This is a genomic window from Bacillus sp. FSL K6-0923, assembly GCF_038630825.1.
Classification (GTDB): Bacteria; Bacillota; Bacilli; order Bacillales; family Bacillaceae; genus Bacillus; species Bacillus pumilus.
In genome coordinates this window covers 616077-640175 of record NZ_CP152044.1, presented here as the reverse complement: position 1 = coordinate 640175, position 24099 = coordinate 616077, and the positions used below count along the sequence as shown (strand labels likewise).

At 40.4% G+C, this 24099-nt stretch carries 35 protein-coding genes; all 35 read right to left on the bottom strand.

Features of this window, described 5'->3' with window-relative positions; all coding sequences use genetic code 11:
* Position 1: 1 nt before the first annotated feature.
* Entirely contained in the window at positions 2–769 is a 768-nt protein-coding gene (locus MHI16_RS03290) for a distal tail protein Dit (RefSeq protein ID WP_322000667.1), read from the bottom strand.
* The gene (locus MHI16_RS03285) at positions 766–5916 is read right to left on the bottom strand and encodes a hypothetical protein (protein ID WP_342498083.1); all 5151 of its coding nucleotides are present in this window, start codon (positions 5914–5916) and stop codon (positions 766–768) included. The genes MHI16_RS03290 and MHI16_RS03285 overlap by 4 nt, the downstream gene beginning before the upstream one ends.
* A gap of 4 nt (positions 5917–5920) precedes the next feature.
* A complete protein-coding gene (locus MHI16_RS03280) occupies positions 5921–6229 on the bottom strand; it encodes a hypothetical protein (RefSeq protein WP_251211291.1) in 309 nt (102 codons plus the stop codon).
* Positions 6230–6246: 17 nt separating this feature from the next.
* Positions 6247–6756 (bottom strand): tail assembly chaperone, encoded by a 510-nt coding sequence (locus MHI16_RS03275; protein WP_304716960.1) that lies wholly within the window; start codon positions 6754–6756, stop codon positions 6247–6249.
* A 68-nt stretch (positions 6757–6824) separates the two neighbouring features.
* A complete protein-coding gene (locus tag MHI16_RS03270; RefSeq protein ID WP_304716959.1) occupies positions 6825–7100 on the bottom strand; it encodes a fibronectin type III domain-containing protein in 276 nt (91 codons plus the stop codon).
* A complete protein-coding gene (locus MHI16_RS03265; protein ID WP_304717722.1) occupies positions 7087–7611 on the bottom strand; it encodes a phage major tail protein, TP901-1 family in 525 nt (174 codons plus the stop codon). Before MHI16_RS03265 ends, MHI16_RS03270 begins: the two co-directional genes overlap by 14 nt.
* Before the next feature lie 13 nt (positions 7612–7624).
* Positions 7625–8026 carry a DUF3168 domain-containing protein gene (locus tag MHI16_RS03260; RefSeq protein ID WP_342498082.1) on the bottom strand — a complete coding sequence of 134 codons (402 nt, stop codon included), beginning with the start codon at positions 8024–8026 and terminating at the stop codon, positions 7625–7627.
* 15 nt (positions 8027–8041) lie between these two features.
* The gene (locus tag MHI16_RS03255) at positions 8042–8461 is read right to left on the bottom strand and encodes an HK97-gp10 family putative phage morphogenesis protein (RefSeq protein WP_342498081.1); all 420 of its coding nucleotides are present in this window, start codon (positions 8459–8461) and stop codon (positions 8042–8044) included.
* On the bottom strand, positions 8454–8786 hold the full coding sequence (locus MHI16_RS03250) for a phage head closure protein (RefSeq protein WP_342498080.1): 333 nt from the start codon (positions 8784–8786) through the stop codon (positions 8454–8456). The genes MHI16_RS03255 and MHI16_RS03250 overlap by 8 nt, the downstream gene beginning before the upstream one ends.
* Complete coding sequence (locus MHI16_RS03245) at positions 8783–9082, bottom strand: phage head-tail connector protein (RefSeq protein WP_342498079.1); 300 nt, start codon at positions 9080–9082, stop codon at positions 8783–8785. The genes MHI16_RS03250 and MHI16_RS03245 overlap by 4 nt, the downstream gene beginning before the upstream one ends.
* Positions 9083–9090: 8 nt before the next feature.
* Complete coding sequence (locus MHI16_RS03240) at positions 9091–9342, bottom strand: hypothetical protein (RefSeq protein WP_342498078.1); 252 nt, start codon at positions 9340–9342, stop codon at positions 9091–9093.
* Between the two features lies 1 nt (position 9343).
* Positions 9344–9679 (bottom strand): hypothetical protein, encoded by a 336-nt coding sequence (locus MHI16_RS03235; RefSeq protein ID WP_342498077.1) that lies wholly within the window; start codon positions 9677–9679, stop codon positions 9344–9346.
* A gap of 4 nt (positions 9680–9683) precedes the next feature.
* Positions 9684–10601 (bottom strand): phage major capsid protein, encoded by a 918-nt coding sequence (locus MHI16_RS03230; RefSeq protein WP_342498076.1) that lies wholly within the window; start codon positions 10599–10601, stop codon positions 9684–9686.
* A gap of 11 nt (positions 10602–10612) precedes the next feature.
* Complete coding sequence (locus MHI16_RS03225) at positions 10613–11194, bottom strand: DUF4355 domain-containing protein (RefSeq protein ID WP_342498075.1); 582 nt, start codon at positions 11192–11194, stop codon at positions 10613–10615.
* A gap of 115 nt (positions 11195–11309) precedes the next feature.
* Positions 11310–11576: a hypothetical protein gene (locus tag MHI16_RS03220; protein ID WP_342498074.1), complete on the bottom strand. Its 267-nt coding sequence runs from the start codon at positions 11574–11576 to the stop codon at positions 11310–11312.
* A gap of 3 nt (positions 11577–11579) precedes the next feature.
* Positions 11580–11762 (bottom strand): hypothetical protein, encoded by a 183-nt coding sequence (locus tag MHI16_RS03215; RefSeq protein ID WP_342498073.1) that lies wholly within the window; start codon positions 11760–11762, stop codon positions 11580–11582.
* 1 nt (position 11763) lies between these two features.
* Positions 11764–12681: a phage minor head protein gene (locus tag MHI16_RS03210; protein WP_342498072.1), complete on the bottom strand. Its 918-nt coding sequence runs from the start codon at positions 12679–12681 to the stop codon at positions 11764–11766.
* Positions 12668–14071: a phage portal protein gene (locus tag MHI16_RS03205; RefSeq protein ID WP_342498071.1), complete on the bottom strand. Its 1404-nt coding sequence runs from the start codon at positions 14069–14071 to the stop codon at positions 12668–12670. The genes MHI16_RS03210 and MHI16_RS03205 overlap by 14 nt, the downstream gene beginning before the upstream one ends.
* A gap of 4 nt (positions 14072–14075) precedes the next feature.
* Positions 14076–15278 (bottom strand): PBSX family phage terminase large subunit, encoded by a 1203-nt coding sequence (locus MHI16_RS03200; RefSeq protein WP_342498070.1) that lies wholly within the window; start codon positions 15276–15278, stop codon positions 14076–14078.
* Complete coding sequence (terS, locus tag MHI16_RS03195) at positions 15265–15996, bottom strand: phage terminase small subunit (protein WP_342498069.1); 732 nt, start codon at positions 15994–15996, stop codon at positions 15265–15267. Before terS ends, MHI16_RS03200 begins: the two co-directional genes overlap by 14 nt.
* A gap of 48 nt (positions 15997–16044) precedes the next feature.
* Positions 16045–16272 (bottom strand): hypothetical protein, encoded by a 228-nt coding sequence (locus tag MHI16_RS03190; RefSeq protein WP_342498068.1) that lies wholly within the window; start codon positions 16270–16272, stop codon positions 16045–16047.
* A 137-nt stretch (positions 16273–16409) separates the two neighbouring features.
* A complete protein-coding gene (locus MHI16_RS03185; protein ID WP_342498067.1) occupies positions 16410–17072 on the bottom strand; it encodes a hypothetical protein in 663 nt (220 codons plus the stop codon).
* A 75-nt stretch (positions 17073–17147) separates the two neighbouring features.
* On the bottom strand, positions 17148–17645 hold the full coding sequence (locus MHI16_RS03180) for a hypothetical protein (protein WP_342498066.1): 498 nt from the start codon (positions 17643–17645) through the stop codon (positions 17148–17150).
* Between the two features lie 168 nt (positions 17646–17813).
* Complete coding sequence (locus tag MHI16_RS03175; protein WP_269794391.1) at positions 17814–18269, bottom strand: sigma-70 family RNA polymerase sigma factor; 456 nt, start codon at positions 18267–18269, stop codon at positions 17814–17816.
* Positions 18270–18286: 17 nt separating this feature from the next.
* On the bottom strand, positions 18287–18409 hold the full coding sequence (locus MHI16_RS03170) for a hypothetical protein (protein WP_342498065.1): 123 nt from the start codon (positions 18407–18409) through the stop codon (positions 18287–18289).
* 242 nt (positions 18410–18651) lie between these two features.
* A complete protein-coding gene (locus MHI16_RS03165) occupies positions 18652–19716 on the bottom strand; it encodes an arginine deiminase family protein (protein WP_200964054.1) in 1065 nt (354 codons plus the stop codon).
* Positions 19717–19815: 99 nt separating this feature from the next.
* A complete protein-coding gene (locus MHI16_RS03160; protein ID WP_058015869.1) occupies positions 19816–20199 on the bottom strand; it encodes an ArpU family phage packaging/lysis transcriptional regulator in 384 nt (127 codons plus the stop codon).
* Between the two features lie 136 nt (positions 20200–20335).
* Positions 20336–20761 (bottom strand): hypothetical protein, encoded by a 426-nt coding sequence (locus tag MHI16_RS03155; protein ID WP_106071402.1) that lies wholly within the window; start codon positions 20759–20761, stop codon positions 20336–20338.
* 2 nt (positions 20762–20763) lie between these two features.
* Positions 20764–20934: a hypothetical protein gene (locus tag MHI16_RS03150; protein ID WP_268467585.1), complete on the bottom strand. Its 171-nt coding sequence runs from the start codon at positions 20932–20934 to the stop codon at positions 20764–20766.
* Positions 20931–21197, bottom strand: a complete 267-nt coding sequence (locus MHI16_RS03145; RefSeq protein ID WP_268467586.1) for a hypothetical protein — start codon at positions 21195–21197, stop codon at positions 20931–20933. The genes MHI16_RS03150 and MHI16_RS03145 overlap by 4 nt, the downstream gene beginning before the upstream one ends.
* 1 nt (position 21198) lies before the next feature.
* Complete coding sequence (locus MHI16_RS03140; protein WP_268467587.1) at positions 21199–21573, bottom strand: hypothetical protein; 375 nt, start codon at positions 21571–21573, stop codon at positions 21199–21201.
* Positions 21573–21968: a hypothetical protein gene (locus MHI16_RS03135; protein WP_268467588.1), complete on the bottom strand. Its 396-nt coding sequence runs from the start codon at positions 21966–21968 to the stop codon at positions 21573–21575. The genes MHI16_RS03140 and MHI16_RS03135 overlap by 1 nt, the downstream gene beginning before the upstream one ends.
* Positions 21969–22562 (bottom strand): dUTP diphosphatase, encoded by a 594-nt coding sequence (locus MHI16_RS03130; RefSeq protein WP_268467589.1) that lies wholly within the window; start codon positions 22560–22562, stop codon positions 21969–21971.
* A gap of 28 nt (positions 22563–22590) precedes the next feature.
* Positions 22591–23850 (bottom strand): DNA cytosine methyltransferase, encoded by a 1260-nt coding sequence (locus MHI16_RS03125; RefSeq protein WP_268467590.1) that lies wholly within the window; start codon positions 23848–23850, stop codon positions 22591–22593.
* Positions 23847–24095, bottom strand: a complete 249-nt coding sequence (locus tag MHI16_RS03120) for a hypothetical protein (protein ID WP_268467591.1) — start codon at positions 24093–24095, stop codon at positions 23847–23849. Before MHI16_RS03120 ends, MHI16_RS03125 begins: the two co-directional genes overlap by 4 nt.
* Positions 24096–24099 lie beyond the last annotated feature (4 nt).

The window sequence follows — 24099 nt, the reverse complement described above, 5'->3', positions numbered from 1 at the left end:
TCTATAGATAGGCTTCATTGAATTTGATACTACTTTTATGGCTGAATCTTAGCTTGACCGACTTTTGAGCAGGAAAATCGAAAAACTCAGATTGGATTTGCAGACCATTCATGATAGCTTTTCCATTGTTCCTTATTTTTCGTTTAGCAATGTCAATCACAAGCGTGTCACCAACGATGAAATTATAAACAATTTTAATAGTTTTCCTCACACTGTTATCTGAGTTTAGAAGAGACACCTCATATGAAGTGGCTGCTGCCGTAAATACACATTCAATCTTTGGTTCGATTGTGGCTAAACTTGGATTCGTAAAAGTCCTCAAGCCGCTCTCGAATTCATAAATCGACGCTAATCCGTATTTTTTTGGATCAGAACAAAGGAAAGTTAGTGTGGCATGTTGTAAGCCTCCCTTTGTCTCACCCTCTGTCAAACTCTCAAATATGGCGTTATATGTCCTGTCTGGTTCATCGAAGAAAACAAGCGGCTTTTCTTCATCTGTGTGAAGAATATAGTTTAATTCCTCCTGTTTTTTCTTCAATTCACTTTCACTACTGAATGCGAATAACACTTCTAGGGTTATCACTCTTACAGGCAATCTAGTACCACGAAGAAAACCGCCTGCGCGGTTTCCTATCGTGTCTATTTTCACCTCTCGACCCACAACACCCCTCCCGCTGGGTGTCTCTTTAAGGTAGAAATATTGTGATATATCAGTTCCGTTAAAAGTGATCTTCCATTCGTTGGGGACAAGTTGTTGATAATTGATCATGTGATCCTCGTCCTCCTTGCGTTTGCTCTCTTCTGTTCATTTTCAACCGGCTTGGCAACACCTTGACCAACCTTTTTGCTGTCCATTTCAATAACAATCACTTGTTCAGGAAGTTCAATATTTTGAAGCTCAGCACTCAATTCGTGTTTAACCGCTCCTAATTTACTGTTTGTAATAGAAGCATCGTAAGCGATGTTTAAATCCTCTTGTTCGATGTACATAGCATCCTTTACATCATTCATCGCTTTACTCACAGTACCCACGCCCTGCTGAATCCCCACAGCAATACCAGCTGGCACCATGACACCCACTTGATCACGCATTAAACGTGAAGGCGAATGAATTTTCAGCTTCTTCTTGATCGTTTTTTCAATTGTGGAAGCAATATTGTTGGCTTCCTTCGCAAGCTCGCCTTTCATTCCTTTCATGCCGGATATAATGCCTGACATCGTGTTATATCCAATCGCTTGCCCGCTCTTTTTAAGCGATCCAAGCTGCTTAACATTGACAGTCAATTGTGAAATTTTATTCATGTAATCAATTTTCAATTTGTTCAATTCTGTATTCGCTGCACTTCTCAATTCTGCGATTTTCTTAGTTGTTTCGTTTTTAAGTCCAGCAAGTTCTTTTGTCGCTTGTTCGCTTGCCATATTGTGCTTCTGTTTCCATAGTGAGATATATTTATCTAATTCTGGTTCAGACATAGCAGCAATGGCTTTTATTTGATCAGCTGATCCCACGCCCATTTGTCTTAGTTCCTCAACGAACTCTTTAGGCGCATTACTTGATAATTTCGATAGATCAGATTGGAAACTTTTCATTCTATCAATTTGCGCTTGCAGGTTATTTAACAGCTTGGAACCACTGACTTTTTCAGTTTTCACACTATCAAACAATCCCATTGCATTGTAAATGGAATCAGTACGATCTTTAAGAGCGTTCTTATACTCTTCATTGGCTTTTTTGATGTCACTAGTTAGCTTGTCGTTAATGCTTTTAAACTTAGATAGATAAGAATTGTTTGCTGAAAGAAGACCTTTATTCAGCTTATCAGCCGCTTTTCTCTCATCATCTTTTTTCTTCTGTGCTTCTTTTTGAAGTTTGGTTCTAGTTGCATAAATTTCTTTCTGAACCTTATTGCGTTGTTCAGCTGTCAGTTTTTCTTTCTTTTTTATCTTCTCAAGCTGCTTCATATACGTCTGACCGCTTATTTTCTTGGTGTCATATTTCACTTCTGCATTAGCGATCTTCTGTGAAACCTTCTTTTGATAAGCAAGCTGCGCTTTTGCCTTTTTGCGCTGCGCCTCAAGAGCCTTTTTCTTTTGCTGTGATTGCGATTTTTTCTGAGCATTATATATTTCACGCTGTATTTTCGCATTTTGCGTGGATGTTAGCTTGTTTTTCTTCTTGATCGCGTTCAATTGCTTGATGTACGTCTTTGAGCTGATCTTACCTGTGTCAAACTTGGTTTCTACAGCTCTAATCTTGTTATCAATGCCTGTTTTTCTTCTCGCATTCGCTTTACGTGCCGCAGCAGCTTGTTTTTTCTTCAATGCTGCCGCTTGTTTTTGCGCTTGCTTTTGTGCTTTCTTCATTTCAGCTTGCGATGCTTTTTGCGCCGCCTGTGTTGTCTTTTTAGCAGAAGAAACCACAGTATTTGTTGATCTATCAAGACCTACAGCCATACCAGCACCCAAGTTATAACCGATCTCATCACGCATCCAGCGTGAAGGAGAATGAATGTTAAATAGTTTGGTAAAGGTATTTTTGACGTTGTTGACAATATCAGTAGCCTTTTTATATAAGCTAGATGCCATCCCCCCAACACCACGCACCAAACCTTGAATAATGTTTTTCCCGATGTTGTAAAGGTTAATTCCTTTAAAGAAAGCCATGACCTTATCCCAAATACTCTTGATCTTGCTTTTGACATCATTCATTTTACTTCCAACAGTATTCTTTATATCGTTGAACTTGCCAGATACAGCCTTCCATATACCGCCGACAACGTTCGAGACAGTCGACTTGATCTTATTCCACACACTACCGATAAACGTCTTTACTGTGTTGAAAACAGTAGTTGTCGTACTCTTGATTTTGTTCCAGTTGTTCACAAAGAAGTTTTTAATGCCGCCTAAAACAGTCGAGAAGAAGGATTTGATTCCGTTCCAAACTGAGGAGGCGGTATTTTTCAAACCATTCCAAACAGTCGTGACAACCTTTTTGATGGTGTTCCAAACTGTTGTAAAAATGGTTTTATAGATTTTAAATACTGTCGTAAAGTACGTTTTAATCCCGTTCCATATGGTTGTGGCCGCCTTCTTGATTCCATTCCAGACACCAGTTATAAAGCCTTTGATTCCACCCCAAACACTAGAAGCAACTTTCTTGATGCCTTCCCATAACCCTTTCAGGAAGTTTGAAATTGCTTCCCAAGCTTTAATAGTGAACGCTTTGACTTTATCCCAATTGGCGATGATTAATGCAACAATTCCAATTACTGCGGTCGTTATCCAACCAATAGGACCCATCGCAACAACCCAAGCCGCAGCCATCCGCACTGCATTTGCCATCGCTTGAGCGGCCATAACAGCCATTCGAGCAATGAATAAAGCCATTTGTTTTATTCCATTTTGTAACATAAGAATGAATGAACTCATCTTCGTTGCTGTCCACGCCGCTGCCATTCTTGTGGCATTCGCAATGGATTGTGTAGCCATTAACGCCATTTGTGTGACCCATAGAATCATTTGTCTAATGCCGTTTTGCAACATCAAAATAAACGAACTTATTTTTGCCGCCGTCCATGCAACAGCCATTCTCGTTGCTTGCGCTACAGACTGAGCGGCCATGAGTGTCATGTTTTTGATCCAAAGCCCCATTTGAATAATTCCGTTCTTTAATGATGTAATTAAAGATGAAATTTTCATAGCAGTCCATGCAACGGCCATCTTTGCGCCGTTTACTGTGGCTTGCGTTGCCATTAGAGCGTTTCTAGCGATGAATTGACCCATGACAAGTATTGTTGTTTTTAATTGGCTTACAAAGCTTAGCAGCTTCACTGCTAGTAAAGAGTTTTTAAAACTTGAGATCCAGCGAGCAGCCACCATAAAATCTTTAAAACCATTAGTTAAAGAGCTAACAGCAACCATTGCCGGAACAATCGCTCTAACGACACCAATAAGAGATAAACCAGCTGCGATAAATTGTCCGATTGCTGGATTTGCTTCCATTGCAGCATTTGAAAATTTCAAGAAGCTGTTTACAGTTTCAAGAATCGTCTTTCCTAGTGGTGCCATTCCAACTAGTAGATTTATAATAGTCCGAGAAATTTGACCAAGTGTACTCCACACTGTCGGACCTGTTTTTTCAATGTATGCGATGAAGTTTTTAAACCCTTCTGTATGTTGAACGGTACCAGCCCATTCTCTGAATCTAGCGGTCATATCAACCAATGATGTGAGCATGTCGGAAGACATTGGACCAAACGCAGCAAATAAACGGCGTAATGCACCAGAAAAGTTTGTGATCACTTGTAAGAGCTTCGGACCGTTTTCACGAGTGTAAGCAATGAAATCTTGGAACCGTTGTGATGAGCTTAAACCTGCCGCCCATTTAGCCCAAGAAGCAGTTGCCTTTTCCATGCTTGCAGCCATGTCATTTCCCAATGGCCCGAAAGCTACAATGAGATTCATGACTGTTCTCATAACGTTACCTGCGATATTTCCAAAGGTCACAAATGCTTTACCTGCATTGTTGTTCATCCATTTGATGAAGTTTTGCATGTCTTTTGCTTTGAAAGCATTATCAAGGTTTTTCGTTAATGTAACCGCTCCATTTGCCACGTTAACAAACATAGGTCTAAGACTATTCAGAACTGTTTTAAACGTTGTAAGCGAGTTCGTGAATGATTTCAAGATAGGCTTTTGTGTGATCTTCGCAATGTCCTGCCAGTTATCTTTAAAATCTTCTAAAGTAGCAAGAGCCTTCTTCTCTTCTTTACCTAGCGACTCTTGCAATACTTTGATTTTTTCCATGATTTTGGCGCGCTCTTTTGCATTTGTAGCATCATCTAGCTTGGCTTGGAGCTTATCCAGGTCTTGACCAGTTTTGATAACACTACCAATGGACGTTACCGCCAATGCACCAAAAGCCACCGCGCCAGTACCAGCAGTAGAAAAAGCACTGACAAGCCCCATTAATCCACTCGTAGCCGTTCCAATCATTGGACCAATTGCTCCAATTACCCCTACAGCACCAGACAAAGCAGGAGCGATAGCAGGTAGTAAAGCAAGCAATCCACCACGTAAAGCATTCCCCATGACGTTTGAGATTGAATTTGTGATCTTTGAAAGCCTGTTCATGGCATTCTCGAATTTATCTAGCCGTTCCTCAAAACCGCCCCATATATCCATTATTCTAATAACAACAGTATTAGGAAGACTCGCTAATGCTGCTCTTGCAATTGCTACAGACCGAATCAAAGCCGCAGAACTTGCATTTATGATTGTTGTAACTCTGTTAGGTAAGCTTGCTAATGCAGCACGAGCAGCGGCGACAGATGAATTTAAGTTGCTAGCGTTTCCTGCAATCATTGTCGTCACTCTCTGCGCTATTGAAGAAAGAGCAGTACGAGCAACGGCAACCGATGAAACTAGCGGGCTGGCGTTTCCAGCGATTACTGAAGTTACCCTTTGAGAAATAGTAGATAATGCCGTACGCGCGACAATAACAGCACGTCCTAAAGGAGTAGGATTTCCGGCAATGACGGTCGTCACTCGTTGAGCGATTGACCTTAGCCCTGCTTTAGCACGAGCTATTGAACTGGTTAATGGATTGTTATCACCCGTAAAATAAGTATTGATCCGTTGAGGAATCTCACGCAATTTTTGACGGGCAATACGAACCGCCCTAGTTAAAGGGTCTGCATCGGCATCTAGGTCAACACGGTTGCGTTCATGACGGCGTAAGAAACTGTCCATTTGCTGTTCTGCCTCACGAACACGCCTTTGGAAGTCAGCGATTTCAGCATCTACTTCGACAGTGTGATGATCACGCATCCGACGCATCATATCATTCACTTTGTCCATTTGCTTTTTGAATTTACGTGTTTGCGCCTCGACAACCGCCGTTAATTTTTCGATCAAACCCTCACCCCTCTTCTTTTGGTTTTCTAAGCATGTTCCTTAATCCAATGTTAAGATCGTTCAGCTTTTTAGCATCCACTTGATTTTTGAAACCATTGCCAGTGACATCCCGCTCAAGCTCTGCTCTAGCTTTTTGTGCATCAAACATTTGTGAAGGCTTAACTTTTTTGGCGTTATTCGCATACCGGTGAAACATTGCGTTTATTGTCAACCTCTCTATTTCATCAATTTCACGCAGCTTGGCCGCCTTGAGCTTGCGTTTATACTCGTTTGGAGTCCATGACATGATGAGATCGTTGTCATAGACACCCATCCAACGAGCTGCATCTTCTATGACTTGGAGGTAGTCAATCCCGTCAACTCTTTGCGGGCTTGTTTCAGCATTTCCAAGTATTCCTTGCCGGTCTCTTGTTCCTCGATCCGCTTCGCTGCCATTTCTGGTGTCTCGTTCGGAGCAACTTTCTTCGGTTTGTTCATCTTCTCGAGTAGCGTCCAGTTCTGACGGATCTTTCCTTTGAAAAAACCAGCGTTTTCAAGTGTTTGGAAAGCTTCTTTAACCAAGCGATCCACTGCGTCACCTTTTGTATCTTCTTCAATGATTTTCATAATTGCATCTTCGATTTGCTCTGGTGATGGTTTACTCCCTTTAAGATGAGAAAGAGCGCAATCCCAAAATGCAGATAACATAAAAGCATCTTCGTTTAGCAAACCCATGTAAATGTTAAGCGTACCGCCTGCTTTGTCTTCCTCTTTAGTTGTATATTTTTCATTTGCTGTACGGTCAAATGCAAAGTCACATCTTGCTGTATATTCCTTATTTCCAATTGTTAAAGTAGCCATTTATAAAAACCCCCGATTTGTTTTTTGTAATAGAAAAGAGCCTCCAGATAATAGAGGCTCTTCATGTGTTATTCTCCTGTGGAAGCCGGTTCTGTCTGTGTAACGATTTCACTCATTGGAGACTCGCCAGCTTCATTCACTGCTGTCACATTAATAGTCAGTTTCGTATCAGGATTCATACCTGTTGCGACATAACTTGTGTCAGTGACGTTTTTATCAAGACGCTTGTCTGCGCCTCTGTATACGTTATATGAAGTCGCCCCTTCTACCGCATCCCACTTTACTGAAATACTGTCAGACGTGGCTGTAAACGATAGATTTTGGGGCTGCTTAGGGTGTCTCAACTTTCTTGTTAAGCTCGCCGAACTGCTTAAAGCTGTCAGCACCAGCAGTAGAACGAATTTGAGCAATAAAAGCAGGATCTAACGCATTTAGCTCACCTTTTTGCGTTTTACCCAATACAGGTAACGTTGTTGAAACCTCAATGAAACCATCCTGCGGCGCACTTTTTTCAAGGTTTTCAATAATTGCATGACCATATTCTGAATCATGCTTTCCGTTTTTGTTTAGATTTAAATTTACTTTCCATACTTGGATAGCTTCTTCATTGTCAAAAGCCGCTTCAATGGCTTTTTGACCCGGATCATTATCCGCAGCGTAGAAAGATAATTCAACTGATTCACTTTTTGTGCCGTATCCAACAATACGACCTGACTTTGTGCTTTCATCCAGCGTGTCCTGCTCTTTTGTGTGAGAGCCTTCCGTCTGGAAAGCAATAAATAAACCTTCATCGTCTGTTGCATCCATCGGCTGAACAAAATAGATTTCGTCCTTACCATTCAATAGGTTTACCACTAAAATCATCCTCTCAATTGTTGTTTATCGTGTATCTCATTCGCAAGATACCGTGTCTTGTATATCCGTCTATGTCTGTGATGACCTGCATCCCTCGCAACTCAGAACGGCATAAAGAAAAGCCCTCTATTTCTAGGGGCCTTTTGGTCAATGCTTGCAACATGAGGTCTATGACCTGCTGCGCTTCCTTTTTTCCGTTGTAATCTGACCAGCAGTGTAAAACCACGTTTACAACCTCGCCAGCAGATGTTTTTGTCTCAAATAAGGACACATCGTCATCACCCATAGAGACATAAGGCTTTTTAGTATCTTTGGAAACCGCATCAAAAACGCCTGTGACACGTTCGTTTAACCGCTTATCCATAGATAGCCTTTCAAATATAGCAGCCTGTAACGGCCACAATGATGAGCGCATTTGAGCAGCTCCTTTCTATTGCGTTTCACGGGCAAAATGCCTCATTCCCTCTTCTACAGCAGGATTAAAGAATGGTTGCGCCCTCATACCTCTTGTCATCACCCATCGGCCTAGCTTTTGGTCATAGTAAACCCATGGTGTTTGACGGCCGCCGCCTTCCTCTGCATAAATACCGGTTCCATATTCAACGTATATGGCGTAATCGGCACCAACGGTGATGATGGCTTTCAATCCTTCGTCTCGATATTCAACCTCAATCGAGTTCTTAAGGTTCCCACCATCAATCATGGCTGTTGGTGCGTTAATGACAGCATGACTGTAAATCAGTTCTGCTGTTTCTGTGACGATCTGTTTTGCATGATCTATGACTTTGCGCTCAAATTTCTTAACTGTTTTCGCCATTTGTTTAGCCCATTTTCCGCTTACCTCAGCCATTGAGCACCTCAGAAACTTGGCATTTGAGACACATGATTTCATTCTCTCCGCCTTGGTCGATAGGATCTGACTTCAATGTGAGTATTTTATTTTTGTGTTTAATTCTCATGGTCTTTTCAATGTCCTCTCTGTACTCGAAATAGACATTGTGATCAACTGGGTTTTGCAGCTGTTGAGCTTGATAAAATTCTCCCGATTTAACACTTGTCACCCGAGCGGGAATTGTCAGATGGTCCACATACTGTTCAGTGTATCCACCGCCACCGTCCGGCACTTTTTCAAGCTTTTGAAACGTGATTTCATGGGGAAATTCCTCATAAATCATTTAACTCTCAACCTTCGATATGGCGTAAGGTGTTTCATGATGTACTGAGGAAATTCTGTATTGTACGAATACGATATATCCCCCATGCTTCTCCCTGAAAGTCCAGAAGGATTCATGCTATATTCTGCTGCCTTTGCAACAAAAAGCTTTACACCACCTGGCAAAGCCTCCGGATCGAAAGTGTTACTGCAAAAGTCACTGGCATACTCAATCAAATTAGGGACTATTTCAGACAAATATTCATCATGCTTATTTGTCTTAATCCCTGTCATTCGCTTTACTTGTGCGATGTCCACTGAATCACCTACTCTTCACCTAAGACAATTTTAATCAGTTCATCTTTAGGCATTTTGGGATCAAACTCGTATTCATTCTCTTTCAAGAAAGCAATAATCTCATCCTTATTTACTTTTTGAAGTTGAGCCTCAGTCATATCAAGAAGATCGACAGATGGTTTCTTGTACTCTTCCACTCTCCTAAAGCCAATATGAGAGTAAACCACCTCAAAAGCCTTTTCAGTGCATTCAATTGTTTTGGAACCGTTAGATGCTTTCATATCATGCACTTCCTCCTTCCAATGCTTTCAGACGGTTTTCAATATCAGTGAGTTTTGCTGTTACATCATCACCAAGCTTGGGTAAAGTAACAGCCTTTGCAGCGATATTTGCGTTTTGCACACTACCGGTCCCGATATTTCGATTTTGAACAGAACCATCACCAATATTGATGTTTTTCACTTCCCCGTCTCCAATCATTTGAGAAGTGATGCTTTTATCAGCAGGCGTTGAACCAGACAATCCTGTCACTTTCGCGCCTGATTTGATTTCTAATTCGCCACCAATCACCAACTTGTCGCCATTATTTGTCTTATAGTTTTTAGATGTGTGCCCCATAATTTTACGCCCCCGTCGCTGGAGTAATAGCTGCAAACGCATCATCAGTCAATGTCATGAAACCGACTTGCTGAGTCACACGAAGAGCAACCATATCACGTTCATACAAATTAATCGGACTTCCATCTTCATCAACAATTGTTGTTAATGTTGCATCCTCAGAAATCTTGTATTCCATACCTTGAGGAATGCCGTAACGAGTGTAATTCCAGTCAGCCGCAAGTAATGCCGCTTTGTCGTAATCCCATGACTTAGAATCAACATAGCCGATCGGAAGACCAAGAGCCTGCTGTGTTGCACCGCCTGTTGCGTCGTTGAAGATCGGAAGACCGTTACCATCCTTAGTACCACGAAGTTTTTGACGGAATCGGCGTGTTGTTGTAAATCCGTTTACATCCTTATCGGCATCCTCAACTAGCGCCATTACTCCGTTAAGCTCGTCATACAAGTTGCCGAGTGAGTTTAACGCAATAGTGTTACCGGATTCCTTAATTTTTTCAAATACAGAAACACCTTGACCGAATGGTGAATCAACACCGAATAGCGCAGCTTGATCGAATTTAATCGCAAAGGCTTCAGCAATAGCCGGACGCATTTGTGTGAAGAAGTCTGTGATGGTATAACGTAAAAACTCTTTAGAAACAGGGATGATAACACCCAATTTCTTAGAAATCATTTTTGCTGTTAACCATTGGGCCTTAGAAGTTTGAATCCTCTCGCCTTCACCAACCCAATAAGCCCCAGGCCCAGAAGCTAAGTATGTGAATTCTTTCTCTGGCTTAGTCATTTCTTCATATTTTGCTAGTTTCGTGACAGCAGATTGAGTCATAAACTCTTTTAAAACTAGGGTACCTTGTTCTGTTGGAATCTTTCCGTTTACTGCGTCTTGTAACAATACTGTTTTCGGATCAAATTTTGGCATGATAGCCCTCCTTATTTTCTGATACTTGCTTCAGCTGCAAGCGAGCTAATATCTAAATTTTCATTTGTTGGTTCATTGATACCAGTCTGAACATCACGGCCATTCTCTTGGAACTTTGATTCAATCGCCTTTTGAAGTGCAGCACTGTACTTTTCTTCGAATGCTCCAAGGTTCTTCATCGTTGATTCTTCATCCTCACCGATAAAGAACTCCACTACGTCTGCTGGAAGTTGCTTTTCAGAAGCATAAGAAACAGCTTTATTTAAAAGCTTTTCACGTTGTGCTGCTGATTTTTGATCCTCCAGTTCTTTTTCCAGCTTTCTGATGCGCTTTTGTTCCTCTGTTTCCTCTGGATAAAGCTCTTTTACCTTTGCATCGACCAGAGCATCAAGGTTGTTCGCCTTCCATGTATCGAGGCCTTTCGTGAAATGAGAATCCAATCGAGGCTGAATCAGACGCTTACCTTCTTCGGTATCTAAAAACCCATTCACCTTGTCAGCAGACACGGCAGAAAGTTCATTCAGATACGACTTCACTTCTTCGTTCTCTTTATTTTCTTCGAGAAATTTTTTCACTTCGTCTAATGTTGGCATTACAGTTTTCCTCCTTCGCCCTCTACAGTGCGCGCCTGTTATGAGTGCATAAAAATAAACCTTTTAACGTCATGCTCAGGACAAAAGAAAAAAGCTGTCACATAAGTAACCAGCTTTAAAGCTTGTCTATTTTGTCGGAAATTTTTGTTAGCTTAGCAGTAAAAATGTCCCACCCATTAAATTGACTAGAATGATTGTCTTTTGCTCTGTACTCTTCTTGTAATGCAACCATTTTTTCAGCAGTCTCCGTATCAAACGCTTTATGGGTAAATAGTGATTGCTTCAACTCGCTGACAATCTCGTCATAAGTAACAGGATCATTGTATTGAATTACGCTATTGAGCATATCTAAAAGATATTTAACGCGTTCATTCTCTTTCATGAATTATTTCCCCTTTTCGTTATCAAAAATGTTTGGAAGTTTCAAATCATGAATTTTTGCATCATGTAAATCACCTTCAATCTGAACACTTTCAGTTTCTTTTTGGATTGTTTGGAGATATGTCGATAGTTTCCCTGTTGCATCAATTGCTTTTTCTCGGCAATTGATTTCATCATCTTTCATCATATTAATCACCCTTTTTAATTGTTTTGTACCACTCTTCATAGGTTTGGTATGGGATGACTTCACCCGCTCCAGAACCGCCTTTTCTCGCTCTTCTGGTGTCTGGCATTTTGCCATTCACTTTGAAAGAGACCGTGCAGCGGCAATTTATATCATCTTTGGCGTTATTCATGTGACCTGGAGCGGGGCCAACACCGCCATAAATAGAAATGAATAAACCGTTTTTAGCGGTCTTCCCGTCCAGCTTTCTATGCCCCGCCCTTGTTTTTAAATCAAGGGTAGAATTCCACACCTTTTCTAAATTGGCGTGCTCAGAAGCCTTTTCAGCGCTTTCCATTCTTGCTGATACCTGTACCCTATGAACTTCGGTTCTCGCTACGTCTCGGGCTTTTTTTCGCGCAAATTCGGTCGCTCTTTCAATTCGTTTTGCTATTTTTGAGTAATCTTCACCAGCTTGAATGCCTTGAGCAATAGATATTTGAATCTGCCGGACATAATCATCACGGTGACGTTTATATAAGGCTGAAAGAGTCAATTCAGCTATCGGGTTTAGAATAGCCTGTTGAATCATCGCAGTTGTCGGCAACGTATAACCTAACTTCACCGCTGCTTCTATCTCGTAGAGATAAGCGGATCGCATATAGTTCTCAAGAAATTGCTTAGCGGCTAATGCTTCGACAATGATAAGAACCGTTTTAAATGCTTTGCTTGATTCCTCTGTCATCCGCTCCATTTCTTTTTTGAAGCGGTTGTATTTGTTGAGATCAGCCATAGAGAGAGAACCATCTTTCCCGTACTTAGCAAAAAGAACGGCCATTTGCTGATTAATCTCTTTTAAACGCTTAGCAAAGACAACATCAATTTTCTTGGCATCCTCTGTGATCATGTCGTCTAGCAGCTTATCAATCTCATTTTGGTTCATCTTCATCACCGCCCGTTTCTGGTTCGATCTCAGTTAATGGCGGCATGTTGTTTCTGTACTCCTCTTCCTCCTCTTTCATCTTATGAAGCTCATACTGAACATCATCGACAAAGGATAAGAGAGAAAGCCGTGTATCTTCGCTGATTAATCCTTTAAGCTGCGATGTTGTCTGTGCCTCTTCAAGAACGTTGGCTGGAAGGTTACGCTTGAATCCGAACCATACTTTCAAATAATCTTCTGCTTTAGCTTTATTTTTCGTTGCCCATGCCGAAAAGATTAACTTGTATTGATAACGGAGGGCAGCAGTCATTTTCCGTTCCATCGTTATACACTTATTCTCAAGTGTCATCAATTTAAATTTCATTGCAACGCCAGTGACATTCCCACCAAATGACTCATCAGAGAAATTAACTGACTTTGCAAACCGGAGAATATTTTCTTCCAGACGGTTCAAGTGATTTTCAATAATCGCATCGTTTATATCCTTTGTCAGATAGCTGACATCGTCTTTTTCATCGTAAAGTTCAAGAATCCCAGTCTTTTTAAGCTGTTGGAGTGTATCGTCATCGGCTCCCAGTCCCTTTAGGATCAAGTACGCCAGTCTGTACTGTTCAATTTCGTTTGAGGCATCGGACAACGTTCGATCATAGGCATCAATAAGAGACAATACCTTCTCGGCATCGCCCTTGAGCTCTTTATTATTTGCTAGCCCGAATAATGGGCAGCCATCAAACAAATGCAATTCTTTTTTATCCAGAGTAAACGAAGAACTATCTTTCGTGCTGAAATAGTACACATATTTATCATCATAGAATTCAGCTTTTACTTGTCCTCCATAAACCGTAAAATACCTTAAGCCGAATTCCGGCTCATGAATATTCCCATCGCTAAGGAGAACCACTTCCCATGGTTCAATGCTTTTCACTCTTTCATTACCGTTTCGGTCAATATATGCCAGTCTCGCTCCATAACCGCAAATTGTCGCCATCTTTCCCCATTCACTATCTTCATCAGCAATATTATTCAGAGTGTTAAACTCATCAATCATTTGCTTTTCGTTCGAAGTAGTACCGGCCTCTCGCTTATCATCAAACTCATAAGTAATCGGATGCCCAAAGAGATAGCCCACCTTTGTATCAACTATGTCTGAATCAAACGAGTTATTGAGTTTGTTATTAACCTTATGATCAATTCGCTTAACATGACCAGTCTCGAAATCTTCATACTCAATCGCTTCTCTAGTTAAGATCGGCACGCCATTAACCTCTGCTTTGTATCGGGCATACAAGTTTTTCATTCTATCATGATCGTTTTTATGCGTTTCGATGATTTCTGCAATCAATTCAGGTGTAATGCCTGAAGTTTTGATCTTATCTATCAAATGGTTCACATGATCACCCCTTCCCTTTTCTTCTCATCGGTTTATTATGTGTATAAAGGGCATAACGCACTGAATCAAGCACATCGTCCCATTCTTTAACTGGATCACCCGTCTTTTGATTCCACACATACATGAATATCTCTTGTTTGAACCGCTCTACTTTGTCCTCAACGACAAAAAGCCTGTTCTTCTTGAACAAGCCTGCCACCTCTTCTATACCAGACACTACAGCTTTATCAGCATTCAAAGCTCTTAACCTCTCACGCCTGAATCTAACAACATGTTCTGGTCGAGCGGTATCGCAATAAAAATTAACGCTGCCGTAACGCTCTTTTATATCTTTCGCCACTTCGACCCAATAATCTATTTCTTGATGTTGCGCTGCATGCTCTTCCAAGAGATAATAATTTTGCTTATCATCCTCTCCAATAACGACGATGGAACCAAAATGCTCATACCCCCAGTCAACGCCAGCGAAGTATTTTACAAAGTTGACGTTCTCTAATTGATCTGACCTGATGTAATGCACATCTTTATTGAAATCTTTGTATATCACGCCTTCAGGCGCAACCCAATAACCATGAATATCCCTGTCCGTAAACATGCCACTCGGTGTCGATGCCACTATACTTTCAACATATTCAGGATCAAGAAAGTTATTATCAAACAAAGAAAAGTGAAAAGCCCTAATGTTAAGGCGGCCACTCTTTAGTCTTTGTCCGTCTTTGTCGATGTAATCCTTTTTTACGGTGTGCATTGGGTTTTCAGGGTTTGTATCCATCAAGACCATTGCGCCTTTGTACGAACAACGGGATATAACTTCCTTCACGAATGAATCATGTAGAGCGGTTGCTTCGTTTAAAAATGCGCCAGCTGATGTAAAACCCCTCGCTTTTTTCCAAGCATCCACATTGGCACCATCGAAACAGTAAACTCGGTTGCCAAATATCTCAATGGCATTTGCTTTGTCTAGTTTAAGCTCTTTCTCTAATATCAATTCAAGATCATTCAATACGTTACGCTTGATGGCTGCTTGAGTAGCACCACCGATGATAAATGAAAGACCCTTGTTTTGATATTTACTAATGTGAGCAAGGAATGCTAAAAGTAGCACGAATGTTTTCCCTGCTCTCTTTGCCCCGCTACATAAAAGAATTTTAGGACGCTCTTTTACGAAGCTATCCCATACCTCTTTTTGCTTTTTATTCAATTCCATGTTCATTCACCATCTTTTGAAGCATTGAAGCAATTTTGTTTTCTCCGCTACTTTCACTACCGCCATCAATAGCCTTCTTAGTCTTCTCGATATTTAAGCGCATCTGCTCCAGTTTAAGCCGTCTTTCGTCTGTCTCATGTGCTATGTTGTCAAACTGCTTTATCAAGCCCCTAAGCTCAGACATTGCCCTAGATTGAGCGTTTAGGAATGTAGCATGACGATCCCAAGCAAACTGAAATTCGTATTCCTCTTCTTCGATGTCAGCTGAATCTGAAACGACTGATTTTTTCTTTTTCAGTTCTTTAATCATTTCACCTTTGCTTTCAACAAACATGATCTTTTGCGCTCTTACAATTGCAGTGAACTGAATCTGTATTTGCTCCCACAGCAGATCAACAGGTGAAAACTCCTGAATGTCCTGCATGATCTCAAACGCTTCTGCTGGCATGTGTTTAGAATAAAATCCATGAGTCTTTGCGTTTTGGTTTCGTATTGGTGCTGCTCCCCCGCTATTACCTAACGCATTAACGTTACCGGGTTGACCACCCTTTTTTGTGTGCACACTTTTTCTTTTGGGTGCACCCTTTTTTCTTTCCCAACCATGCCGCTTTTTCCATGACTTTATGGTGTTGATCGACACCCCGTATTTCTCGGCAAGGTCCTTGTATTTCATGCCTTTGACGTAATCTTTCTCCGCCTGAATGTGCTTGGATTCCATTTACATTCACCTGCCGCCTCCTTCTGATTCGTGTTTGTTTCGTGATTTTTATTTCGTGACAAACTCATCATCTTTTGCTGCTTGATGAAGAGATTCTTTAGCAATTTCAGCTATTCCAACAGCTTCTAAGTATGATTCGTTATGGTAAATGGTCTTTAATGTCCCGTCTTTCATCTTGAATGTAGTAACAAAGCTGTCTATCTCATGAAAGTTCTTTTCGATCCAATTAATCAAGCCGTTCACCGCTCCTGGGAACACTCTTTCAACTTCGCCCATTTGATCACTCCCTTTGTTTTATTCACTCTAAACTGCCGCCGCACTCTACCTTTAAGCCGATACTTTTTATAGAGATTCTTCACCGGAAGCAGTTTACAGGGAACAAAAAAACTCTCCACATATAGGAGAGTTATCTTTTATTCATGATTAGCTGTATACATCCAACTAGCATCGTTCCCATTATACTTATGTATCTTTTGGTACTTGAAAAACTTTAATATTTCATAAGAATCTGTTCTGGTTTCTCCGTGATCTTGTTGAGTTCTTTTGCTCATGAATCTCATGCTTTGACCAGTCTGAAGCCTATATTTTATTTCAATCTCTTTAATAGGTTCTGGATTTCCCCATAAATTATTGAAAGAAATATCTAAAGGGATATAAATCTCTTCGTTTGGTTGTAGCAGGGGAAGATTCATTTCAATTAATGTATTCTCGTTATTTTCAAATATTATCTTCACTTCTCCACCAATAATGATGCTTTTACCTAAGATTCTAATTTTCAAATAGTTGAATCGATTACTTTTAGTGAAATCCGGATCCGAATCCAACCGTTTTTCCATCAAAAAATTCAATAATTTTTTATAACTTAATGGCAAAAGAAGCTTTGTACCAACTTTAGCTGTAGGTGAATTTCCTACGTTGTAAGAAGACAGTATTTCTTCAATATCAAGAAATGTTCTATATTCTAAATTAGTTTTATATTTTTCATTAAGTCTTCCCGTTATAAACGAAATAATGGCAACTATTATCATAGCCATCGCAGTTATTACTGGCATTGATACGAGCGTCATAAAGTCCATATTCTCACCCCCTACCACTAATTATCGGCAGAAAGTGAGCAAATGGAACTATTCGCAAAATTTGTCGAACGAAAATCACTTTTCATCCTTTTCTTTTCTTGCCTTTACTTGCTCAAATGTTTTTAACATTGAGACAGCAACACTTCTGGCTCGTTTTTCTTTAATTATTATTCTTATAATCAAAATAAGTGATATAGCTGTGCCAAAGAATGCTAAAATTTTACTTGCATTAACATTAAATGCCATAGTTAAATATACAGCCAATAAAGGGACAAATGCTGGATAGTACTTAGAGACATCTCTTATGTTCTCAATATGTGCAAACCTCGATATAGCAAACTCTAGACATTCAATATCTAAATTATAGAGAGTTGCTACACTCTTTTTATAATGTTCCTTCTTTTGACCGTATATAAATTCTTTTAAAAAGTATTCAAGTAACTCTTTTTCTGAATATGTGTAGATAACATCTTCTAACTCTATTAATTTCTTTGAGTATATTTCATTATCTAATTTTTTAATTTTTTCATTTTGTCTTTTATTTTTAATTGCACGTTTATTTTTTTTACCCAACTCTACTCACTCCTCGATTTTATTATCGGATAAGATTGATAAAGTTGAGGAGTCTACGAAATTTGTCGAACGAATCCCAAGCTCGCAAGAGCAAGTGCAAGTGCAAGTGAAAATATATTAATTTGTGGTGACGCGGGTAAATTATGCCTCCCCGTCCTGCCTTCCATTTTACACTACGGATTTTTCGTCTTTCAACAAGTGCACAAAGTGGCAATATTGGCATAATTGGTCGATGATATTATCTTTCATCTGCCGTACCTTTTCACGAGACAGCCCCAAGTGAAGTCCGATGGCTCGATAACTCATACCTTCCATCATGCAGTCATAGACAACTCTGTGCTTTTCCCCTTCGATCTTGCATGCTGCCGTTTCTATTGCGTACACACGCTCTTCAAACTTACATAGCCGCTTATAAAGCCTTTCTTCTCGTAAATCCATGTCACGTAATTCAGCTTGGCTTTTTCCTTTGCTCCCTTTTGGCAGTGTGGCCTCGATGCCGTATTGAGCAACGCCCCAACTTCGCATAGGAATGTCAGTACCATATATAACACGCTGGAGCCGCTGAACCTCTTTCGCCATCCAGTGATAATTGTGAATGAGTCCTTCAATCTCTTTTTTGTTCATGTTGTTTCACCTCTCCGTTATTTACGCTTGTACGCCCCGCCTTTGGTTCTTTTTAACCGTTGCATGTTTTGCCCCATAAGCTCTCCTAAATCTCTATCAGTGAGCTTCTGTGTGTTCTTTTTGGGCTTGTCCTTCTTCATGGTGCTGCTCCTTTCTGACAAAAAGAAAACGGACACCAACCAGCACCCATAAAAGGTGTTGATCAGTGTCCGCAGGCTCTCCGTCTTGGACAAAATATTCACGTTCGTTTTGCTTGTCTCTATCATACGATGATCCACACAGGAAAAAAGGTCCCCTTTTTATCCCCCATTTTGTCGGCTTTTTCTTATTTAAATAAAAAAACATCCTTAACAAGGATGTTTAAGGATGTTTCGTCTCTAGTTTATTTACGGAGTAATGGTTGAGTAGTACATCGGAAAGCGCCACCATAGCTTCTTGTTATTTTAAAATCTACATATTCCACCTTGATATTTCTTTTTTCTAGTTCTTTTCCAATCGTATTTTTATATGCAGAATCCGTTACATATACTTTTTCATCAATAGGTAAACCATTTATGGCCAAATCTTGCGCATCTTTGTAACTTACTTTTATTTTATCCCAATCCTTTAATTCATCTGGAATCCCGTTTGGTAGTGAATCTTCATTCACAATCATCAGTCCGTCTCGGACAAAACTAATAGCACAATCTAGATGAAGTGTATTTTTTTCGAGTTTTACTTCAACTACTTTATAACCATCTGGTGTTAAATAATTACGGAGCCAATCGATTCCTTCTTTATTAGATGCTTGACCAGAGTTCCCAACAAAAATTGTTTTCCCGTACACAAGAATATCTCCACCCTCTAAAAATGGACCATTCTTGGAATTTATGCCTTTTGAAACATCGGGCTGTGGAACAGCAACATATGGATTTTTGTTCGCTTTTACCTCTTTTAAAAGGATATCCCTTGCGGGAAGCACTTCAAGTCTGCGGTAAGTTGATAAAAACGATCCTTCGATTATGTGATCTCCAATTGTAAAGAATGGATCTCTAACAAAGAAATTCGTAGCACCAGCTCCACCAGTTATACCATTTTCAGCTATACCTAATTTCTTTTCATCCTCCGTTAAAAGGCGTGGCATTTGGATGTCTACATCGTATTTCTGGAGTATTTTCTTAAACTCATCACGTTCTTTTTCCATTTTGATTTGAATATCGTTCATATCTTCCATCATGTTTGAGCCGCTATCTTCTGGAAAATAGACTTCAGATTGAGACATAACGACACGTTTTAATGGAGCAAATTCACTTTCAACATACACATTCCCTTTATTTTTTTCGTTTTCAGCTGAGACTTTTTCTGCTTTTGCTTTCACACCGTCTGAGCTTTTTGACTGCGAACAACCTGTTAAAATAACAGCCATTACCGCAGCAAAGCCAACTAAATTAATAAATTTTTTTCTCATTTCAATTAATCCTCCATTTTATTGTTTTGTCACTAATTAAAGATAGTAACTATTAAATCTTAAATATTTCTTAACTAATAGGATTTGGTGTTTTTTGTATTAAATTATGCCCAGTGCTGTTGAGAGGTTAAATGTGGCTTGCTTTTTCAACCTATAGTACCGGTCCTTTTTCAATCCCAATTCTTCGCTTATTTCTAAATCTTTTACGAATCGTGATGTAAGATATTTCATCCTGATAATATCTTGTTCAATTTCGTCTAAACTATTTTTTAACGCCCTTTCTATCTGCCGTACCTTCAGTTCATTTAAAACTTCCTGATTCCTGAGAGAAGGAAAAAGGCCTGTTGCACCGTTTGCCTCTTGTTCCTTTCTGTTTTCTTCCTTCACCTTGAGAGCTCTATAAACCTTCAGCTCCTTTATCAGAGCATTCCGGACTTGTTTCTCATCGATCCCTGGCAGTAAACACAATTGTTCAGCTCCCATGTTTCTCAACCTCCTCCTATAAACAATGAAAGACATAGACCAGGGCAATTTTGCACCGATCTATGTCGTATGATTTATTCTTCTAATGGAATGTCGATTCCGTAATTCTCTCCAATCTTCAATATACTCTTTCAGACTATCGGATACTGAATTTAACGGACTCAAAGGTCCCGATGTATTTTTTCTTTGCTGACTCCGTGTAGCAATCAAGCTGGATCACGTATGTTCCTTTGCCGGTACGTTTGCGAATTTCACTTACACTAAACGACTTTAGAGGCGTTGACGCTTTGAAGCTGCCCCTTTGTACAAGATTCGTATCTGTTAAGCCACCACCGCTTCTTTTTTTGTAAACGCCAGCGGTGTAATGGATTGTACTCGATCCCTTCTTTTCCGCTCTCCAATCGACTGTGGAGGCATCCTTATAGTAATTGGTGTCATCCGTAAAGACTCTCGCTTGATGACCGTATCCCTCGGTTTGCCAGTTTGACCAAACAGCTTGAGCAGACGGCGCATAAAGCACCGCTGCAATAATAATAGTTAGTGTGATTAGTAGTTTTTTCATAATTAATCCCCCTTAGTGATCCCATACCGGTTTTTCAGTTCATTAACTTCACATGTAATCTTTTGAAGTAAACGTTCTTCCTCTGTTATCTCTTTATCAGTTGCATTCGGTCTAGTAATGTAAAACTGCAATGAATGTTTGATGATCTGTAATTCTTTGTATTCCTTCCTCATAGCAAGCTCCCGTCAATGATCAGTACCATTTCTTCTTCGTTTGTTAAATGCTCAAGCACTTCTTTGACCGGGATCACATTGTTGTCCTCTCCATTTACTCGGCTGTATAAGATTGTTGCATATGCTTCTGTAACTTCGGTTATTTCTTCTGATAATTCGCCATCATCATCAGCGACAACATCAGTATAGATTGTCATAGCATTCTCTTTAGTTTTTGCTTTGATCAATGCGTAATATGGATCATGCACCTCATAAAATTTCATCTTATTCACCCTCCGCTTTCAATCTAATTCCCGCTGTCAAAGCGTCTTGATAAACTAGGCTTGCACACAATGCGTGATGAGTTCTGGCATCTGTACTACTGCTCCAGCCTTCATAAAAACCTGCCATCGCTTCATATTTTTGTGATATATGGTGATCATAACGAGCTTGAAAAGCCTGTTCTTGTTCCTGTAGCAACTGAATTGCCGTTTCAAGGTATGTCGCAAGATCCAATGTTTCTTCAAGTCCGTGCTGCAACCAGCCTTTCAGATCATAGGAGGAGGTTTTGACATAAGCCCCGTACTTTTGCAGCCCTTTTTCCTGCTGGCGGTGTAGTTTTTCAATTACTGCTGAAATGATCGGGTTATTTTCGTTCATTAGGCTTGCTCCTTCGCTGGTTGTTCATTTGGTAATACCGTCAGGTCATAACCGGATTCAATAAAACTAATGCTCAATTCTCTATTAACATCATTTCCTAAGTTAGTATAAACATTGTCCATTTCTTCTTTAGAGAAGTTAGTCCCTAAAAACTCGTTGAATATATGAAGCACTCTCTTTTGCCAGTAGTGGCTTACTCCTTTGCAACTTGGTCGAGATAGCCAAGCTAAAACCTTACATTTTAAATCAAGGTCTGTTTTGACATCCTCTAATCTAAAATAAATATTTTTGGTTGGGACTAAGATCAACTCATTATTGTGATTAATAAATACTTTAGGTGATACTTTCTCAGTAATTTCTATGAGCCTATTTAATTCAGTTTTTACGCTCGTCATTCAGTACCCCTCCTGCTGCCGCTTATGATTGACGGCGTTCTTGTCCATGTATGCTTTTTCTATTTGTTCCGGTGTGAAGCCGAAGCCAACGATTCCAATTGCCAAGAACAAGCCCCAAGCTATATGGAAGTGTTGTTTTTTACTTTCTTCATCCTTGAGCATTCGAGAATTCAATAAGCTCCATTGCATCTCCACGAAAACTCCTGAAAGCCCTCCGTCAAATCCTGCTTCTTTGAAATCCTCAATCGCTTCTTCTTGAATGTGCAATTCTTCTTTCCATCCCTTTTTAATCGCAATTGATAAGAAGAAGTGCAGGCAGTCTGCGTATTCTTCTAGCAATGGATAAGATTTATATCCATATTCAGGCTTCCATTCAAGATCATCCTTATTAATCATCCAATTGTATTTAGGTTGTTCCGGCTCTTGAATATTACTCCAATGCTTGAACCAGCGGCCTTCATTAGCAAACTCGCCTAGTTCGGTGATAAGTGCAACATATGTGTTAGGCAGCAGATCTTGACCTTCCAGCCCTTTTTCTTTAATGATTCGGCGGTCTAACTCCGCCTGCATTTTAAACATTTTTTCAAGGTTCATTATTTTTTCCTCCTAAGCCGCAAGGCTGTTAATTTGCTTTGCTATAATATTTGTTCATGTGTACAGGTACGCATAGTTCAGGTAAATTTGCCCTCACCAGCTGCTCTGCGAATTGAGGTGGAACACTATTCCCCACTCTGCGTATTTGGTCCGATTTATTACCAATGTTAAATGTATATCCAGGCGGGAACCCCTGACCTGCAAATAGTTCATTTGGTTGCAACATACGCAATCCGATGTCTGCAATCCTCTGACCATTTGTGCAAACAGTAGTTAAGGCAAAACGGTCTTTGGTTGTAATCGTATGCAATGGCTCGTCTAGTCGTTGTCCTACGCCTTGACCGTAATACTTCGTCAGAAAGGCAACGGTTACTAATCCGAATCTATTCCCGCCAGCGGTGATTGTGTGTAATGGACGATCAAGCGAAAGGCCTCTTACCTCTTTATCTGATTGCTCAGTATAATAGCTGATCAAGAATGCCGCTTTGCTCTTATCCGGCACCATTACAGGACTTGGATTGTTCACAATGAATTTATCAATGCCTCGTTTGATTCGTTTCATCGTATTTTCAACAAGGGGCCGTTTTCTGCTGAATATACTAGGCACCCCTATGGACCAATCTATAATTTCGTAAGACGATCGCCACGGCTTGAGCTTTCCCGTTTGAACAAGAAGACTCTTAGGATCACCATGTGTTGGCTTCGGCCATACGATTTCTTTTCCGTCACATCTTGCAACCATGAAGAATCTTTTTCTTATGGTTGGCGCTCCATAGTCGCAGGCTGTTAACTCTCTGAACTGCACTTCATACCCAAGTGATTCCAGCGTTTTGACGAATGATTGAAATGTCTGTCCCTTTTGTTCCTTGATCGGTTTACCTTCTTTAGAGACAGGCCCCCAATCTTTGAATTCCTCAACGTTCTCAAGCATGATGACGCGTGGTTTTACCGCTATCGCCCATCTAACAGCAATCCACGCAAGCCCCCTGATACTCTGTTTTACAGGCTTGCCGCCTTTGGCCTTTGAATGATGTGTACAGTCAGGGGAAAACCATGCTAGACCAACTTTTCGCCCTTTCACTGCTTGTTTCGGATCAACATCCCACACAGATTCACAATAATGTTCCGTGTCAGGATGGTTCACCTCATGCATTGCAATGGCAGCAGGATCATGATTGATGGCAATATCAACTGATAACCCTGTCGCAAGCTCGATGCCTGTGCTTGCTCCGCCTCCTCCTGCAAAATTGTCCACTATGATTTCTCTAAAAAGATCAATCTGTTTCATTGCATCAACCCAGCGACAGCAATGATCCCCATGAAAAACAGAAGAGTGAATATGACAGGTCCGTTTGACTCACGCTTTGCCATGACGACATTGCCCTCTATGATCAGATCAGGACAATAATCAGCAAGCACTGGTACGAAAAATTTGGGCACTCCTATATATGCTGCTGCATCATCAATCGTCATCGCTTGATTTTTGCAGGCTTTGACGGCCTGCGACAGTTCAACGTGTTTTGGTAGACTCATATCT

Excerpts from the sequence above, each read along its gene's own strand:
- MHI16_RS03290 (WP_322000667.1), bottom strand. The coding sequence starts at position 769 with ATGATCAATTATCAACAACTTGTCCCCAACGAATGGAAGATCACTTTT.
- MHI16_RS03280 (WP_251211291.1), bottom strand. The coding sequence starts at position 6,229 with ATGGGTGTCTATGACAACGATCTCATCATGTCATGGACTCCAAACGAG.
- MHI16_RS03275 (WP_304716960.1), bottom strand. The coding sequence starts at position 6,756 with ATGGCTACTTTAACAATTGGAAATAAGGAATATACAGCAAGATGTGAC.
- MHI16_RS03260 (WP_342498082.1), bottom strand. The coding sequence starts at position 8,026 with ATGCGCTCATCATTGTGGCCGTTACAGGCTGCTATATTTGAAAGGCTA.
- MHI16_RS03255 (WP_342498081.1), bottom strand. The coding sequence starts at position 8,461 with ATGGCTGAGGTAAGCGGAAAATGGGCTAAACAAATGGCGAAAACAGTT.
- MHI16_RS03250 (WP_342498080.1), bottom strand. The coding sequence starts at position 8,786 with ATGATTTATGAGGAATTTCCCCATGAAATCACGTTTCAAAAGCTTGAA.
- MHI16_RS03240 (WP_342498078.1), bottom strand. The coding sequence starts at position 9,342 with ATGAAAGCATCTAACGGTTCCAAAACAATTGAATGCACTGAAAAGGCT.
- MHI16_RS03235 (WP_342498077.1), bottom strand. The coding sequence starts at position 9,679 with ATGGGGCACACATCTAAAAACTATAAGACAAATAATGGCGACAAGTTG.
- MHI16_RS03230 (WP_342498076.1), bottom strand. The coding sequence starts at position 10,601 with ATGCCAAAATTTGATCCGAAAACAGTATTGTTACAAGACGCAGTAAAC.
- MHI16_RS03225 (WP_342498075.1), bottom strand. The coding sequence starts at position 11,194 with ATGCCAACATTAGACGAAGTGAAAAAATTTCTCGAAGAAAATAAAGAG.
- MHI16_RS03220 (WP_342498074.1), bottom strand. The coding sequence starts at position 11,576 with ATGAAAGAGAATGAACGCGTTAAATATCTTTTAGATATGCTCAATAGC.
- MHI16_RS03215 (WP_342498073.1), bottom strand. The coding sequence starts at position 11,762 with ATGATGAAAGATGATGAAATCAATTGCCGAGAAAAAGCAATTGATGCA.
- MHI16_RS03210 (WP_342498072.1), bottom strand. The coding sequence starts at position 12,681 with ATGAACCAAAATGAGATTGATAAGCTGCTAGACGACATGATCACAGAG.
- MHI16_RS03200 (WP_342498070.1), bottom strand. The coding sequence starts at position 15,278 with ATGGAATTGAATAAAAAGCAAAAAGAGGTATGGGATAGCTTCGTAAAA.
- terS (WP_342498069.1), bottom strand. The coding sequence starts at position 15,996 with ATGGAATCCAAGCACATTCAGGCGGAGAAAGATTACGTCAAAGGCATG.
- MHI16_RS03190 (WP_342498068.1), bottom strand. The coding sequence starts at position 16,272 with ATGGGCGAAGTTGAAAGAGTGTTCCCAGGAGCGGTGAACGGCTTGATT.
- MHI16_RS03185 (WP_342498067.1), bottom strand. The coding sequence starts at position 17,072 with ATGGACTTTATGACGCTCGTATCAATGCCAGTAATAACTGCGATGGCT.
- MHI16_RS03175 (WP_269794391.1), bottom strand. The coding sequence starts at position 18,269 with ATGAACAAAAAAGAGATTGAAGGACTCATTCACAATTATCACTGGATG.
- MHI16_RS03170 (WP_342498065.1), bottom strand. The coding sequence starts at position 18,409 with ATGAAGAAGGACAAGCCCAAAAAGAACACACAGAAGCTCACTGATAGA.
- MHI16_RS03165 (WP_200964054.1), bottom strand. The coding sequence starts at position 19,716 with ATGAGAAAAAAATTTATTAATTTAGTTGGCTTTGCTGCGGTAATGGCT.
- MHI16_RS03160 (WP_058015869.1), bottom strand. The coding sequence starts at position 20,199 with ATGGGAGCTGAACAATTGTGTTTACTGCCAGGGATCGATGAGAAACAA.
- MHI16_RS03155 (WP_106071402.1), bottom strand. The coding sequence starts at position 20,761 with ATGAAAAAACTACTAATCACACTAACTATTATTATTGCAGCGGTGCTT.
- MHI16_RS03150 (WP_268467585.1), bottom strand. The coding sequence starts at position 20,934 with ATGAGGAAGGAATACAAAGAATTACAGATCATCAAACATTCATTGCAG.
- MHI16_RS03145 (WP_268467586.1), bottom strand. The coding sequence starts at position 21,197 with ATGAAATTTTATGAGGTGCATGATCCATATTACGCATTGATCAAAGCA.
- MHI16_RS03140 (WP_268467587.1), bottom strand. The coding sequence starts at position 21,573 with ATGAACGAAAATAACCCGATCATTTCAGCAGTAATTGAAAAACTACAC.
- MHI16_RS03135 (WP_268467588.1), bottom strand. The coding sequence starts at position 21,968 with ATGACGAGCGTAAAAACTGAATTAAATAGGCTCATAGAAATTACTGAG.
- MHI16_RS03130 (WP_268467589.1), bottom strand. The coding sequence starts at position 22,562 with ATGAACCTTGAAAAAATGTTTAAAATGCAGGCGGAGTTAGACCGCCGA.
- MHI16_RS03125 (WP_268467590.1), bottom strand. The coding sequence starts at position 23,850 with ATGAAACAGATTGATCTTTTTAGAGAAATCATAGTGGACAATTTTGCA.
- MHI16_RS03120 (WP_268467591.1), bottom strand. The coding sequence starts at position 24,095 with ATGAGTCTACCAAAACACGTTGAACTGTCGCAGGCCGTCAAAGCCTGC.